The sequence below is a fragment of the Pseudomonas sp. B20(2017) genome, assembly GCF_002113125.1.
Lineage (GTDB): Bacteria > Pseudomonadota > Gammaproteobacteria > Pseudomonadales > Pseudomonadaceae > Aquipseudomonas.
Window position 1 is genome coordinate 213,439 of the sequence record NZ_NEJP01000002.1, and the last position, 14,230, is coordinate 227,668.

Annotated in this window: 15 protein-coding genes; 5 read left to right on the forward strand and 10 right to left on the reverse strand. The window is 60.2% G+C overall.

Annotated features, from left to right (window positions below; all coding sequences use genetic code 11):
- The first annotated feature begins 177 nt into the window (after positions 1-177).
- The 4 genes from CAF63_RS03965 to CAF63_RS03980 all read left to right on the forward strand — a co-directional run bounded on the left by CAF63_RS03965 (position 178) and on the right by CAF63_RS03980 (position 5,376).
- Positions 178-1,950 carry an N-acetylglutaminylglutamine amidotransferase gene (locus CAF63_RS03965; RefSeq protein WP_085683498.1) on the forward strand — a complete coding sequence of 591 codons (1,773 nt, stop codon included), beginning with the start codon at positions 178-180 and terminating at the stop codon, positions 1,948-1,950.
- Between the two features lie 3 nt (positions 1,951-1,953).
- Positions 1,954-3,702, forward strand: a complete 1,749-nt coding sequence (gene ngg / locus CAF63_RS03970; RefSeq protein ID WP_085683499.1) for an N-acetylglutaminylglutamine synthetase — start codon at positions 1,954-1,956, stop codon at positions 3,700-3,702.
- A gap of 196 nt (positions 3,703-3,898) precedes the next feature.
- On the forward strand, positions 3,899-5,089 hold the full coding sequence (locus tag CAF63_RS03975) for an osmoprotectant NAGGN system M42 family peptidase (protein WP_085683500.1): 1,191 nt from the start codon (positions 3,899-3,901) through the stop codon (positions 5,087-5,089).
- 59 nt (positions 5,090-5,148) lie between these two features.
- Positions 5,149-5,376 carry a YheU family protein gene (locus tag CAF63_RS03980; protein WP_003192759.1) on the forward strand — a complete coding sequence of 76 codons (228 nt, stop codon included), beginning with the start codon at positions 5,149-5,151 and terminating at the stop codon, positions 5,374-5,376.
- A 5-nt stretch (positions 5,377-5,381) separates the two neighbouring features.
- Here the strand turns inward: CAF63_RS03980 and csrA are convergent, their stop codons facing one another.
- The 3 genes from csrA to CAF63_RS03995 all read right to left on the reverse strand — a co-directional run bounded on the left by csrA (position 5,382) and on the right by CAF63_RS03995 (position 6,916).
- On the reverse strand, positions 5,382-5,567 hold the full coding sequence (gene csrA / locus CAF63_RS03985; RefSeq protein WP_085683501.1) for a carbon storage regulator CsrA: 186 nt from the start codon (positions 5,565-5,567) through the stop codon (positions 5,382-5,384).
- 136 nt (positions 5,568-5,703) lie between these two features.
- A complete protein-coding gene (locus CAF63_RS03990; RefSeq protein WP_085683502.1) occupies positions 5,704-6,036 on the reverse strand; it encodes a YnfA family protein in 333 nt (110 codons plus the stop codon).
- Positions 6,037-6,100: 64 nt separating this feature from the next.
- Positions 6,101-6,916 (reverse strand): SDR family oxidoreductase, encoded by an 816-nt coding sequence (locus CAF63_RS03995; protein WP_085683503.1) that lies wholly within the window; start codon positions 6,914-6,916, stop codon positions 6,101-6,103.
- 256 nt (positions 6,917-7,172) lie between these two features.
- Between CAF63_RS03995 and CAF63_RS04000 the strand changes: the two genes are divergently transcribed.
- Positions 7,173-7,331, forward strand: a complete 159-nt coding sequence (locus tag CAF63_RS04000; protein WP_169432680.1) for a DUF3309 family protein — start codon at positions 7,173-7,175, stop codon at positions 7,329-7,331.
- Positions 7,332-7,391: 60 nt separating this feature from the next.
- Here CAF63_RS04000 and CAF63_RS04005 read toward each other — a convergent pair whose 3' ends face one another.
- The 7 genes from CAF63_RS04005 to CAF63_RS04035 all read right to left on the reverse strand — a co-directional run bounded on the left by CAF63_RS04005 (position 7,392) and on the right by CAF63_RS04035 (position 14,228).
- On the reverse strand, positions 7,392-9,485 hold the full coding sequence (locus CAF63_RS04005; RefSeq protein WP_085683504.1) for an LTA synthase family protein: 2,094 nt from the start codon (positions 9,483-9,485) through the stop codon (positions 7,392-7,394).
- A 314-nt stretch (positions 9,486-9,799) separates the two neighbouring features.
- Positions 9,800-10,405, reverse strand: a complete 606-nt coding sequence (locus CAF63_RS04010; protein ID WP_085683505.1) for an START domain-containing protein — start codon at positions 10,403-10,405, stop codon at positions 9,800-9,802.
- Positions 10,406-10,446: 41 nt separating this feature from the next.
- On the reverse strand, positions 10,447-10,701 hold the full coding sequence (locus CAF63_RS04015; RefSeq protein WP_085683506.1) for a YkgJ family cysteine cluster protein: 255 nt from the start codon (positions 10,699-10,701) through the stop codon (positions 10,447-10,449).
- A gap of 166 nt (positions 10,702-10,867) precedes the next feature.
- Positions 10,868-11,347: a translation initiation factor 2 gene (locus CAF63_RS04020; RefSeq protein ID WP_085683507.1), complete on the reverse strand. Its 480-nt coding sequence runs from the start codon at positions 11,345-11,347 to the stop codon at positions 10,868-10,870.
- 74 nt (positions 11,348-11,421) lie between these two features.
- The gene (locus tag CAF63_RS04025) at positions 11,422-12,861 is read right to left on the reverse strand and encodes a PLP-dependent aminotransferase family protein (protein ID WP_007950868.1); all 1,440 of its coding nucleotides are present in this window, start codon (positions 12,859-12,861) and stop codon (positions 11,422-11,424) included.
- A gap of 201 nt (positions 12,862-13,062) precedes the next feature.
- Positions 13,063-13,875, reverse strand: a complete 813-nt coding sequence (locus CAF63_RS04030) for an OmpA family protein (RefSeq protein WP_085683508.1) — start codon at positions 13,873-13,875, stop codon at positions 13,063-13,065.
- A complete protein-coding gene (locus tag CAF63_RS04035; protein ID WP_170929392.1) occupies positions 13,872-14,228 on the reverse strand; it encodes a DUF4398 domain-containing protein in 357 nt (118 codons plus the stop codon). Before CAF63_RS04035 ends, CAF63_RS04030 begins: the two co-directional genes overlap by 4 nt.
- Positions 14,229-14,230: the final 2 nt, after the last annotated feature.

Genomic DNA, 14,230 nt, shown 5'->3' on the forward strand with positions numbered 1-14,230 from the left:
ATCTATGTACCGCACCCTTGTCCTGTTCGCGTGATATGGATCTAGCGAACTGGATACCGGGTATATAACTGATCGATCTAAAACTCCCACATCCTTACCGGGGTCAGTTTCTGAGTACCGGCCATTTCGGCACGGTGCGGCAACACCCTCCCCAACGGAAAAACCGGTAAGGATTTTATGTGCGGATTAGCTGGCGAGTTACGTTTTGATCAACAACCTGCAGACCTTGCAGCCATCGAGCGGATCACCCATCACCTGGCGCCTCGCGGCCCCGACGCGTGGGGCTTCCATGCACAGGGACCGATTGCCCTGGGCCATCGACGCCTGAAAATCATGGACCTGTCGGACGGCTCGGCGCAGCCGATGATCGACAGCCAACTGGGCCTGTCCCTGGCCTTCAACGGCGCGATCTACAACTTCCCGGAACTGCGCGCCGAACTCGAAGCGCTCGGTTACGCCTTCTATTCCGGCGGCGACACTGAAGTGCTGCTCAAGGGGTATCACGCCTGGGGCGAAGCGCTGCTGCCGAAACTCAACGGCATGTTCGCCTTCGCCATCTGGGAGCGTGACGCCCAGCGCCTGTTCATCGCCCGCGACCGTCTCGGTGTGAAGCCGCTGTACCTGTCGCGCACCGGCCAGCGCCTGCGTTTTGCGTCAGCCCTGCCGGCACTGCTCAAGGGCGGCGACATCAACCCGATCCTCGATCCGGTGGCGCTCAACCATTACCTGAATTTCCACGCCGTGGTGCCAGCGCCGCGCACCTTATTGGCGGGCATCGAAAAACTGCCGCCAGCGAGCTGGATGCGCATCGAAGCGGATGGCACCACCGAGCAGAAAACCTGGTGGACCCTGCCCTACGGCCCACACGACGATGAGAAAAACCTGACCCTGGAAGACTGGCGCGACCGCGTGCTCGACAGCACCCGCGAAGCCGTGGCGATCCGCCAAAGGGCGGCGGTGGATGTTGGTGTACTGCTCTCCGGCGGCGTCGATTCGAGCATGCTCGTCGGTCTGCTGCGCGAAGTCGGCGTGGAAAACCTGTCGACCTTTTCCATCGGTTTCCAGGATGCCGGCGGCGAGCGCGGTGACGAGTTTAAGTATTCCGATCTGATCGCCAGGCATTACGGCACTCAGCACCATCAACTGCGCATCGACGAAAAAGAGATCATCGAGCAACTGCCCGCCGCGTTCCGCGCCATGAGCGAGCCGATGGTCAGCCACGATTGCATCGCCTTCTATCTGCTGTCCCGCGAAGTGGCCAGGCACTGCAAGGTTGTGCAGAGTGGCCAGGGCGCCGACGAACTGTTCGCCGGTTATCACTGGTATCCACAGGTGGACGGCGCGGCCGATCCGTATGCGGCCTATCGTGAGGCGTTTTTCGACCGCAGCTACGACGATTACGCCGCCACGGTGCAGCCGAAATGGCTGACAGCCAATGACGCCGCCGGCGACTTCGTGAAGGAACATTTCGCACAACCCGGCGCCGATGCGGCGGTCGACAAGGCCCTGCGTCTGGACAGCACGGTGATGCTGGTGGACGACCCGGTCAAACGCGTCGACAACATGACCATGGCCTGGGGCCTGGAAGCGCGCACGCCGTTTCTCGACTATCGCCTGGTGGAATTGTCGGCCCGAGTTCCGGGCAAATTCAAACTGCCGGACGGCGGCAAGCAGGTGTTGAAAGAAGCCGCGCGACTGGTTATTCCGAGCGAAGTGATCGACCGCAAGAAAGGTTACTTCCCGGTGCCGGGTCTCAAACATTTGCAGGGCGACACCTTGAACTGGGTGCGTGAACTGCTGCTCGATCCGAGCCAGGATCGCGGCCTGTTCAACCCCGCCATGCTCGACAAACTGCTGACCGATCCACAAGGTCAGTTGACCCCGCTGCGCGGCTCCAAGCTGTGGCAACTGGCGGCCCTGAACCTGTGGCTCAGCGAACAAGGAATCTGATCGATGAAACCTCACGCCACGGCTTACAGCCAACGGCTGCTGCGCGGTCAGACACCGTCCTACGAACGCTTGCAGGCGCGTCTGGCCGAGGACGGCAGCGAGCCGGCCGCCGAGCCGATTGCGGTGCATTGCGGCTGGGGCCGGTTGCTGATCGGCCACACCTTTCCTGACCCGGCGAGCCTTGCGCGGGAACTGCTTAACGAGCGGACGGGCGAGCGCGACATTGCGTTGTACGTCGCCGCGCCGCAGCAGATTCTCGGTCTGGAACCGACCCAACTGTTTCTCGACCCGTCTGACACTCTTCGCTTGTGGTTCAGCGATTACCGTCAGGCAACCCGCGTATTCCGTGGCTTCCGCATCCGTCGTGCGCAAAGTGACGCGGACTGGCAGGCGATCAATCAGCTGTATCAGGCGCGCGGCATGTTGCCGATCGATGCCACCCTGCTCACCCCGCACCATCAGGGCGGTCCGGTGTACTGGCTGGCAGAAGACGACGACAGCGGCGCGGTGATCGGCAGCGTCATGGGGCTCAATCACCAGAAGGCTTACAACGATCCGGAAAACGGCAGCAGCCTGTGGTGTCTGGCGGTCGATCCGCAGTGTTCGCGCCCCGGTGTCGGCGAAGTGCTGGTGCGCCATCTGATCGAGCACTTCATGAGTCGCGGCCTGAGTTACCTCGATCTGTCGGTGTTGCACGATAACCGTCTGGCGAAAAACCTCTACGCCAAACTCGGCTTTCGCAACCTGCCGACGTTTGCCATCAAGCGCAAGAACGGCATCAATCAGCCGCTGTTCCTCGGCCCGGGGCCGGAGGCGCAGTTCAACCCTTATGCGCGGATCATCGTCGAGGAAGCTCATCGGCGCGGCATCGATGTGCAAGTGGACGATGCCGACGCCGGGCTGTTCACCCTCAGCCACGGTGGGCGCCGGGTGCGTTGCCGCGAATCCCTGAGCGACCTGACCAGCGCCATCAGCATGAACCTGTGTCAGGACAAGAGCCTGACCCACAAGGTGTTGAAAGCTGCCGGATTGAATGTGCCGTCACAGCAATTGGCGGGGAACGCGGACGACAATCTGGCGTTTCTCGACGAATTCCAGCGAGTAGTCGTCAAACCGCTCGATGGCGAACAGGGCCAGGGCGTGGCGGTGGATCTGCAGACCATCGAGGACGTGCAGCAGGCCATCAAAGCCGCCAGGCAGTTCGACACGCGCGTATTGCTCGAAAGCTTCCACGAAGGCCTAGACCTGCGAATTCTGGTGATCGGCTTCGAGGTGGTTGCAGCGGCAATCCGGCGGCCGGCAGAAGTGGTCGGCGACGGTCATCATTCCATCGGCGCGCTGATCGAAGCCCAGAGCCGGCGACGGCAAGCGGCGACCAGCGGCGAAAGCAAAATCCCGCTGGACCACGAAACCCAGCGCACCCTGCACGCGGCCGGTTATGACTACAACAGCATCCTGCCGGCCGGTGAGCATCTGTTCGTGCGGCGCACGGCGAACCTGCACACCGGCGGCACGCTGGAAGACGTCACGGCGATTCTGCACCCGACTCTGGCCGACGCTGCCGTGCGCGCGGCCAGGGCGCTGGAGATCCCGATGGTCGGCCTCGACCTGATGGTGCCAGCGGCGGATCAACCGGCGTACGTGTTTATCGAAGCCAACGAGCGGGCGGGTCTTGCCAACCATGAGCCGCAACCGACGGCCGAGCGGTTTGTCGATCTGTTGTTTCCGCACAGTCAGCCGGCGGTCTCTTGATCACCCGGTGTCTGTATTGACGCCTTCGCGAGCGAGCTCGCTCCCACAGGGTATCGCTGCTTATGTGGGAGCGAGCTTGCTCCCACAGGGTATCGCTGCTTATGTGGGAGCGAGCTTGCTCGCGAAGAGGCCGAATCAGACACCACAAATTTCCCTCATCGAAACCATCGATGCGCGCAACTCATCAGGAGTTTCCATGACAACGAACATTCCCGAACCGGATCTGAACTACCTGCAGAAAGTCCTGCTGGAAATGCTCGCCATTCCCAGCCCCACCGGGTTCACCGACACCATCGTGCGCTACGTCGCCGAGCGTCTCGAGGAACTTGGCATTCCCTTCGAAATGACCCGTCGCGGCACGATCCGCGCCACCCTCAAAGGCAAGAAAAACAGCCCTGACCGCGCAGTGTCGGCGCACCTCGACACCATCGGCGCCGCCGTACGCGCGGTGAAAGATAACGGGCGTCTGACCCTGGCGCCGGTGGGCTGCTGGTCAAGCCGATTTGCCGAGGGCAGTCGCGTCAGCCTGTTCACCGACAACGGCGTGATTCGCGGCAGTGTGTTGCCGCTAATGGCGTCCGGGCATGCCTTCAATACGGCTGTGGACGAGATGCCGATCAGTTGGGATCACGTCGAGCTGCGTCTGGATGCCTACTGCGCGACCCGCGCCGATTGCGATTCGCTGGGCATCAGCGTCGGCGATGTGGTGGCCTTCGATCCTTTGCCCGAATTCACCGAAAGCGGCCACATCAGTGCTCGCCATCTGGACGACAAGGCCGGCGTCGCAGCGCTGCTCGCCGCGCTGAAAGCGATCGTCGACAGCGGCCAGGAGTTGATGATCGACTGCCATCCGCTGTTCACCATCACCGAGGAAACCGGCAGCGGCGCGGCAGCAGCCTTGCCGTGGGACGTCAGTGAATTCGTCGGCATCGACATCGCCCCGGTCGCGCCGGGCCAGCACTCCAGCGAACATGCCGTGAGCGTGGCCATGCAGGATTCCGGCGGCCCGTACGACTATCACCTGTCGCGGCACCTGTTGCGGCTGGCGGGTGAGCACGAACTACCGGTGCGCCGCGACCTGTTCCGGTATTACTTCAGCGACGCCCATTCGGCGGTCACCGCCGGTCACGACATTCGCACCGCCCTGCTCGCCTTCGGCTGCGACGCAACCCACGGCTACGAGCGCACGCACATCGACAGTCTGGCCGCGCTCAGTCGCTTGCTGGGGGCGTACATTCTGAGTCCGCCGGTGTTCGCCAGCGACGCACAACCGGCCACCGGATCACTGGACCGCTTCAGTCATCAGATCGAACACGAAACGCAGATGGAGAGCGACACCCGTGTGCCGTCGGTGGACAGTCTGGTGGGGCAACGCTCGGACAGTTGAGTCTGGCCCTCGGCGCTCATTCGCCGTAGCATCCCGACATTGATTTAGCCGAGGTGCCCATGCTGATTCCCTACGACGCGCTTGAAGTCGACACCCTCACCCGCCTGATCGAGGATTTCGTCACCCGCGACGGTACCGACAACGGTGACGACACGCCGCTGGAAACCCGCGTACTGCGGGTTCGCCAGGCGCTGACCAAAGGCCAGGCGTTGATTGTTTTCGATCCGGAAAGCGAGCAATGCCAGTTGATGCTCAAGCACGATGTGCCCAAACATCTGTTCGACTGAGAAAATCAACGGCCCTTGCTGTTGGCCTGTTTGCGCTGGATCCGCTGGTAGACCTCGGCACGGTGCACATCGACTTGCTCCGGTGCCTCGACGCCGAACCGCACGCTTGAGCCGTTGACTGACAGAACACGCAAAGTGATGTTGTCGCCGATGGATATCTGTTCACCGACGACACGGCTGAGTACGAGCATGGGAGTGTCCTTTCAAGGTTTGCGAGCCTTGAAGATGCGCGGCTTTCGGACGCCCTACAATGCGCGTCGGGCAAATCAGTCATCCCCTACGCGCACCCGCGACAAAGCCGTCAGACATTTCCTGCAAATCGGCATTTCAGGTGGCGCTAAAGCGTGGGCCGAACAGGATCACACTGGCCCCGATCACACACAGCGCCACACCGATCCAGTCCGAACCCAATGGGCGGATGCGCTCGACCACCGCAAGCCAGCCAATCGAGGCAATGATGTAGATGCCACCGTAAGCGGCATAGGCGCGACCGGCGTAGGTCGCTTCGACGCGCGTCAACAGCAGCGCAAAGAGAGTCAGGCTGATCAGCCCCGGAATCACCCACAGGGCGCTCTTGCCCTGGCGCAACCACATCCAGAATGCGAAACAGCCGGCGATTTCGAACAGCGCGGCGAGGAAGAACCACAAGTAGTTGAGCATGCAAGACATCTCGTCAGGGTGACTGTTGCGGCCACCCTAACGATGCGACGAACCCCGGGCAAGTTCAGCCGTTGTTTTGTCGGGCCTTGGCGCGCATTTTCTCGGCCATCGCAGTCATTTCGTTGTACAGCAACTGCGGGTTCTTCTGCTTGATCGCCCAGGCCATACGCCCTTGTTCGTGGGGCAGGATCATGAACTCACCGACCGCGACTTGTTTGTAGATGTAGTCGGCAATATCGCTGGCGGTAATCGGCGAACTTTCCAGCAACTTGCCGACCTGGGCTTTCATCGCCGGTGTCGGGCCACGGAAAGAATCCAGCAGATTGGTCTGGAAGAACGACGGGCAGACCACATGAACCCCGACTTCCTGTTGAGCCAGTTCGATCAACAGACTTTCCGACAGCGCCACCACACCGGCCTTGGCCACGTTGTAGTTGCTCATCGCCGGGCCCTGCATGAGCGCGGCCATCGAGGCGATGTTGATGATCTTGCCTTTGCTTTGCTCCAGCAGCGGCAGGAACGCCTTGCAGCCCTTGACCACGCCCATCAGGTTGATCGCGATCTGCCAGTCCCAGTCTTCCAGCGACAGCTCGCTGAAAAACCCACCCGAGGCCACACCGGCGTTATTGACGATGATGTCGATGCCGCCGAACTTCTCTTCGCAGGCCTGGGCGAATGCGGTGAGCTGGCTGTAATCGCGCACGTCGCAGCGCTGGATGAAACCGTCGCCGCCAGCCTCGCGAACGAGTTTCAGGGTCTCTTGCAAACCGGGTTCGCTGACGTCGGACAAGGCCAGTTGCCAGCCCTCACGCGCCCAGCGCAGCGCGATTTCGCGACCCAGGCCAGAGCCCGCGCCAGTGATCATCATGCGATTTTGCATAGCAGACAGCCTTGTTGTTCCGGGGAAGATGCGCGGAGTGTAGCGAAGGATCCGCAGCGACCCACGCTCCATCAGATTGCTGAATGGCGAGGGCAAACCACGGCATCAAACGAAATAAGAGCGTGATCCAAATACATTAAAAAAACATTGAATTTTCTTTCACTGGCGCCAGTCGGAATTTGTAAGCCGGCCGGGTTTAGTTCAACTTCCAGCGGCCCTTGAACACCAAGACCTCTCAGACACTATCAACAAGGAAATAGACATGGGCACAATTCTTATCATTATCCTGATCCTGTTGCTGATCGGTGGTCTGCCGGTCTTCCCGCACTCCAGAAGTTGGGGTTATGGCCCTTCGGGCATTATCGGTGTGGTGCTGGTAGTACTGTTGGTGCTGTTGTTACTCGGTCGGATATGACTGTTTGACCGACAAAAAAAGAGGCCCTTCGAAAGGGCCTCTTTTTATTGCGCCGATTGATCAGTCCGGCTTGCCGTTAACCACACCGGCGGTGTTGTCGATCAGGCTCTTGGTCGCCGTTTGCAGGAACGCTTCGAGCTTGAGTTTCAGCTCGGCGGTGCGCGGTGCATCCGGTACCACTTCGGCGTGCGGGTTCGCGCCCAGCTCGTACTGATAGATCTTCGGTGCCATTTCCTTCTCTTTCGGCAGCACCAGGATCTGGTCGGAGGTGACGATGGCGGTGGTCTGCTCGCTGCCCGACGGCTTGATCACGCCGAAACCGGTGTCACCCTGCGGCAGGTTCAGCAGGTCACGACCCCAGCACTGATGGCGTACCTCGCCACCCAGACGACCCATGATGGTCGGCACGATGTCGATCTGCGTACCCACGGTGTGGTCACGAGTACCGAATTTTTCCTGGATGCCCGGTGCGATCATCAGCATCGGCACGTTGAAACGGCCAAGGTCCATTTCGGTGATCTGACGCTCGTTGCCGAAGCCGTGGTCGCCGACGATCACGAACAGGGTTTCCTTGAAGTACGGCTCCTTGCGGGCCTTCTCGAAGAACTGGCCCAGCGCCCAGTCCGCGTAACGCATGGCGGTCAGGTGCTCGTTGAGCGTGCCACGATCCGTCACGCGCTCGACCGGCAATGGCGTCGGCAAAGCGTACGGCGTGTGGTTGGACAGGGTCTGCAGCAACGCATAGAACGGCTTGCCGTTTTCCCGCGCCTTGAGCTCCACCAGACCACGGTCGAACATGTCCTGGTCGGACACCCCCCAGGTCGGATCGGAGAACACCGGGTTCACGAAGTCGTTACGACCGACGAAGTTGGTCATGCCCTGGTTGCTGAAGAAACCCGACTGGTTGTCCCAGGCAAAGTCGCCGTTGTAAACGTAGACATCGTCGTACTTGCGCGCGCTAAGCAGCTGCGGCAGGCCGGACAGTTTGTGGCTGCCTTCCGGGGTCTGCATCAGGTATTCGAAACCCGGCAGGTTCGGGAAACATGCCATGGTGGCGAACATGCCCTGGTGGGTATGAGTGCCGTTGGAGAAGAAGCGGTCGAACAGCAGGCCTTCCTTCGACAGTTTGTCGAGGTACGGCGTGATGTTGCCCGGAGCGCCCAGTGCGCCCACCGAGTGACCGGCCATGCTTTCCATCAGGATCACGACGACGTTCTTGATCGGCAGGGTCTTGTCGGCAGGCGGTGTGTATTCACGACGTACGGCGGCAATATCGGCATCCACCAGTTTGTCGTCCGGCATCACCAGCATCTCGCGCACGACTTTCTGCGCCTGATCCTGCGGCAGTGTGGCTTTCCAGATATTGTCGCGATCCTCGCCCATCCGGTCCTTGGCCGCCGCGATCAGCGACAGCGTGCCGTTGAGGCCGAGCTGGTTGGCGAAGTTCGACTCAGTGGTGTAGACGTCGCCCCAACGCAGCGGCGGGCCTTGACGCAGGGTGCCACGGGCGGCGACCACGCAAATCAGCAGGCAGACGACGAACACAGCCAGACGCGCATACCATGGCGCCACTTGACGGGTGCCGACGTTACCACCGCTGAACGGACCGCGCGGACGGGTCAGACGGTCGGCGCCCTTGAACGCCAGGGTCAGGATCAGCGTGCCCACGGCCCACGCCAGCAGGTAACGCACCACCGGGAAACCGTACCAGAGCATGCTCATCACGGTTTTCGGGTCTTCCTTCACGTACTGGAACACCAGGCCGTTGAGGCGCTGGTGGAACTCGCGATAGAAGTCCATCTCCATCAGGCCGAGGAACAGCGCTATGCTCGAAGCGACAGTCAACCAGAAACGGAAGAACCCGCGCGCAGCCATGGCCCGGGCGCTGAACAGCGCCAGCACCAGTGGAATGCAGAGGTAAACCACCAGGCGCAGGTCGAAACGCAGGCCGTTGGCGAAGGCTTCGAGGAAAGTCGAGGCCGGGGTGTCGAGGATCATCTCGCGGTTGTAGACCAGCAGCGCGAGGCGCAGCACGGAAAACATCACCATCATGACCAGCGCGCACAGCAGCGTGTAGGCCAGATGCGATTTGACGGTCGGTTGCAGCAGGCGACTGGAAGATCGCTGCTGATTCAGGGCGTCCGGGTTTGCCATGTCGTTTTAGGACCCATTGGAAGTTGAAGTTGCAAAAATACAGCTGCGCCCTGCCCTCTGTTGGCCATTCCAGGCCCCGGGGATTGCGCGGTGCGCAAATGTTGCACGATCACCGATGGCATTGCCATTGATTACTGTCCACCGCCGGACTGTTTCATTTGAAGACACGGCATACCGGGACAGGTGCAAACAACGCGGGCGAATTGTCTTGGAGACTTTGTGAAAATTTCGTTCAACGCATATCCGAAAACACAATAAACCTGGAAAACAAAACGCCCCGAATACCTCGGGGCGTCTGCAGGTGAACGCGATACTTACTTCTCGGCGCGTTCTTTCAAGGCTTTCAGGGTGTTGAACGGTGCGTCGACCACAAACTTGTTGGCGATCATCGAAGGCACGCTGCCACCTGGCTCGGTGTGAACCTGATAGGTCACTTCAACCTGATCGCCTTTTGGCACGAACTTCCAGAAGCCTTTGACTTGAGCAACCCGAACAAAACCCTTTTCTTCAGGCAGATATTTCGGCACGCCTTCCAGATTGCGGGTCAGGCTGCCATCGGCGCCTTCAACGGTGGTGACATGCAGGATGGAATCGCGCGGGGTGACAGGCCATGGCGTGTTGAACTGAGTGTAGGTCCAGCTCTGGTCACCTTCGTGCTTGAGCAGTTTCTGGGTCTTGCATTCGTGAATCCAGGCGCAGGCACCGGAGACGTCTTCCTGCAAGGCGCGCAGTTTGGCGACAGTGGTCTTCATCACGGTCACGCCCTGATAAGACTTGTAGTCCGAACCCGGCACTTCGCTCAGGGAGACTTTGATGCCGTCCTCGTTCTTGGCGACTTTCCAGTCTTCAGCCTGGGCGGCCGAGGTGGCCAGCACGGCCGTCAAACCACACAACACAGCGATACGATGCAGCGAACCCATAGTCTTATTCCTTATTGTTGAAGTTCCGTTCGTTTGACACTTCACGCCGCCGTCATCTGCTCCCACCAGCCGAGCAATCTGATCGCGTCTTCCTGGCTGCTACCGCAGACGTCGGGATCGGCCTTGAATCCTGAGCAGACCGCCGGACGCTCCGGTCGGCCGAAAATGTTGCACAGGTTATCGACCGACAACTGAACGCAGCGTTCACCGGCAGGTTTGCCATCGGGCATGCCTGGAATCGGCGAACTGATGGAAGGGGCAATGCAGCAGGCGCCACAGCCTTCACGGCATTTCATGACGACGCGTTCCTCGCAGCGGGCAATGTGTTAAAGGGACGCGGAACAGGGTAACCGCTTAAACGGCTGTTTTAAATTCCCTGAACCGGGGTTTTTACGCAGAAACGAAAGTGACTGACCAGTCTCCGACAAAGCGTCTGGTCTGCGGGTCACCGATGGGGGCGATTTATTGCTTGAACTCGAAATCCAGCGCCGCGCCTTCGACTTCCCGACGCTCCTCATTGCGCAGCTGCAACTGCATTTCGTTGCTGAGCAAACGGCCGTTGAGCTGGAACCCGCTGTTCTTGTCGCCGAACATCTGCGGCAGGATCGGTTCACGCTTGGGCAGCGTCACGGAGCCTGGCGGCTTCAATTCCTGAACCATGTCTTTGGGCAAACTCAAATCGAGCTTCGTGGACGGCAACGGCGTCTTGGCCACTTCTTTCGCCGACTTTGACTTGGAAGCGACCGGGGCGCGCTTCTTGGCGGGAGCAGCCTTTTTCTGCGGTGCTTTTTTCGCTGGAACGGTCTTCTTGGCCGTGACCGGTTTTTTCGCGGAGGCAGCAGCCGGCGTCTTTTCCTGGGCCGCGGCCGCCATGGCGCCAGGCACATGACCCATCATCAGCAGGCAGAGCACAACCCAGACGGCAGAAAATTTCGCTTTCATGAACCCAACGAAGCTAACGGCAGAGGGCCATATGCTCGCTTGTTGGACGTCACATGACAAGCTCCGCCATTGTTTCAAAATCCACCGGCCATCTCCTGGCAGAGCTGGGTCGCCAACATGCCAAGGGTCATCAGCGCCCGTTCAGCTTCACGATTCCACGGTATGCCGCAGTTCAACCGGATGCAGTGGTTAAACTGCTCGGTGTTGCTGAAAATCAGGCCCGGCGCAATGCTGATGCCCTGTTGCAGCGCCCGCACGTGCAATTCCTGAGTGTTGACCCGCCCCGGCAGACTGACCCACAGAATGAATCCGCCGGTCGGCCGGGTCATCTGGGTGCCTTCGGGAAAGTACTGCTGAACCGCCAGCTGGAACGCACTGAGATTTTTTCGGTATTCCTGGCGGATGTACCGTAAATGCCGGTCATAACCACCGTTTTCCAGGTAAGCCGCGATGGCCATTTGCGTGACACTGCACGCCGAATGGGTGCTGAAGGTCTGCAAGCGCTGGATTTCCTGCTGATACTTGCCGGCGATCATCCAGCCGATGCGCACACCGGGGGACAACGTCTTGGAAAAACTCGAGCAATAGATCACCCGATCGAGCCGGTCGTAGGCCTTGAGCGACTTGGTGCGGCCCTGCTCGAACATCAACTCGCCATAGATGTCGTCTTCGACAATCTGGATATCGAAGTCCGAAGCCAGTCTCAGCAGTTGTTTTTGACGCTCCTCTGGCATGGTGCCGCCGAGCGGATTACTCAGGCGCGTGGTCAGCACCAGCGCCTTGATCGACCATTGGTTGGCCGCCAGTTGCAGGGCTTCTAGGCTCATGCCGGTGGCGGGGTCGCTGGGGATCTCGATGACTTTCAGGCCCAGCAGATCCGCCAGTTGCAGCAGTCCGTAATAAGTCGGTGATTCGGCGGCGATCAGGTCGCCGGGGCGGGTCAGCACCCGCAACGACATCTGCAAGGCGTCGACGCAGCCGTGAGTGATCACCACTTCCGAAGGGTCAACGACCACGCCTGCATCGCGCATACGAATCGCCACCTGCCGGCGCAGCGGTTCGAAACCGGGGCTGAACATGTAACTGAATGCCCGAGGGCTGTGAAAGCGGGTGACCTTGGCCAGTTGCTGATGCAGGGCGCGCACCGGCAAGTAATCGACACTCGGCACCGCCGCCCCCAGCGGGAATACGCCTTCACGACGGGATTCGACCAATACTTGCTGAATGATGCTGCTGCGGGTAACCAGGCCTGGTCGTTCGACCCGGGCGATATCCGGCGTAGGCGCGGTCAGCGCCGGCGTCTGGTGCACGTAGTAGCCAGACTGCGGCCGCGCACGGATCAGGCCCTGATCTTCGAGGTTGGCGTAAGCCTGTAACACCGTGGCATGGCTGACGTTGAGCTGCGAACTCATCTTGCGCACCGAAGGCACGCGCTCGCCCGGTTGATAAACGCCACGGCGAATATCTTCGGCCAGCTGTTGAGCAATACGTTGGTAGAGCAAGAGATTGGTCATGACGCAGCACTCGATTTCACGGGCGTTTTATTCTTGTGTGAAACAATACCGGAACAGTTTGGAAGTGTACTGGGACAGTTGCCATATTAGTCAACCATACAGTGCAGTGCCGGTTAAATCTGTACTGCTTTGTGAGGTAATCGACAGACGTAAAAAAGCCCGGCGCTGCCTGACAGCCCGGGCTTTCCAGTAACGCCACCCTCAGCGGGCGGCGCCGAGCTGGCCTTTTTCGTCGGAGAACACGATTTCCACCCGACGGTTCTGCGCGCGCCCACGCTCCGAAGCATTGGCGTCCACAGGGTATTCGTCGCCGTAGCCTTCGACCTGAATGCGTTTTTCATCGATGCCCAGGTCCGTCAACACGTCCGCTACCGACTGCGCGCGATCGCGGGACAGCTTGAGGTTTTCCTGCTTGCCGCCGGTGCTATCGGTGTAGCCCTCGATGCGCACGATGCGTTTCGGGTTGAGTTGCAGGAACTGCACGATCTTCAGCACCACGCGGTTGGCCGAGTTTTTCAGCTCGGCTTCACCGGTATCGAACAGCACGTCACCCAGGGTCATCACCAGACCACGGTCAGTTTGTGTCGTGGCCAGCGCAACGATCTGCTCTTCCAGCCATTTGCCCTGCTGTTGCACGCTCAACAGTTTCGACTCGCGCAGGGCCAGTTGCAGGCGTTGGCGCTCCAGTTCCAGCTTCGCAGCGCGTTCTTCGTTGAGTACCTGATTGGTGTGCTCACGGGCGATTTCGCTGTAGCGCTGACTCAGATAGGCGTAATGCACCACGTCCGAGCCGCTGCCCCAATACGTCGACAGACGATCGGCACGGGCCAGGGACTCGCCAGCGCGAATCACGTCTTTTGGCGCGATGCGCAACACGTTGGAATCTTCCTTGACCTTCTGGAAATCGGCGCCGGCCTGCTGCAATGCGGATTCGCTGTGTTGACCTGCGCAGCCGTAAAGACTGGCACAACCGGCGAGGATCAGAGCGCCGAGGGCTTTGGACGTCAGGCTCATTGGGCATCTCCCAGTTGCTTGCGCAGTCGGACGATGCGGGTGTTGAGCACGTTCACTTGCTCTTCGCTCTTCTGGGTCAGCACTTTGGCTTCTGCCAGACGTGCGTCGAGTTCAGCCTGTTCGAATCGCATCCGCGCATTCTTGTAAGACTCACCCGCCATGCTGCCTTTGGCCCGGTTGAACTTGTCTTCTGCCAGTTTCATTTCCGGCACGTCTTCGGCGGTGGCGCCCACAGCTTTGGCTTGCTCAAGGGCCTGCTCGGTCAGGCGCATTTGTTCATTGGGTGCCGGATCGCTGGCGCAACCGGCCAGAGCCAGAACGGCCATGGCCGCGAAAAGAAGTCGATTACTCACTA

Bases quoted from the DNA above. Each gene is read 5' to 3' on its own strand.
- CAF63_RS04010 (WP_085683505.1), bottom strand. From the start codon at position 10,405: ATGGGTTCGCTGCATCGTATCGCTGTGTTGTGTGGTTTGACGGCCGTG.
- CAF63_RS04005 (WP_085683504.1), bottom strand. From the start codon at position 9,485: ATGGCAAACCCGGACGCCCTGAATCAGCAGCGATCTTCCAGTCGCCTG.
- CAF63_RS04020 (WP_085683507.1), bottom strand. From the start codon at position 11,347: ATGAAAGCGAAATTTTCTGCCGTCTGGGTTGTGCTCTGCCTGCTGATG.
- CAF63_RS03980 (WP_003192759.1), top strand. From the start codon at position 5,149: ATGCTGATTCCCTACGACGCGCTTGAAGTCGACACCCTCACCCGCCTG.
- ngg (WP_085683499.1), top strand. From the start codon at position 1,954: ATGAAACCTCACGCCACGGCTTACAGCCAACGGCTGCTGCGCGGTCAG.
- CAF63_RS04030 (WP_085683508.1), bottom strand. From the start codon at position 13,875: ATGAGCCTGACGTCCAAAGCCCTCGGCGCTCTGATCCTCGCCGGTTGT.
- CAF63_RS03965 (WP_085683498.1), top strand. From the start codon at position 178: ATGTGCGGATTAGCTGGCGAGTTACGTTTTGATCAACAACCTGCAGAC.
- CAF63_RS03990 (WP_085683502.1), bottom strand. From the start codon at position 6,036: ATGCTCAACTACTTGTGGTTCTTCCTCGCCGCGCTGTTCGAAATCGCC.
- CAF63_RS03975 (WP_085683500.1), top strand. From the start codon at position 3,899: ATGACAACGAACATTCCCGAACCGGATCTGAACTACCTGCAGAAAGTC.
- CAF63_RS04025 (WP_007950868.1), bottom strand. From the start codon at position 12,861: ATGACCAATCTCTTGCTCTACCAACGTATTGCTCAACAGCTGGCCGAA.
- CAF63_RS03995 (WP_085683503.1), bottom strand. From the start codon at position 6,916: ATGCAAAATCGCATGATGATCACTGGCGCGGGCTCTGGCCTGGGTCGC.
- CAF63_RS04015 (WP_085683506.1), bottom strand. From the start codon at position 10,701: ATGAAATGCCGTGAAGGCTGTGGCGCCTGCTGCATTGCCCCTTCCATC.
- csrA (WP_085683501.1), bottom strand. From the start codon at position 5,567: ATGCTCGTACTCAGCCGTGTCGTCGGTGAACAGATATCCATCGGCGAC.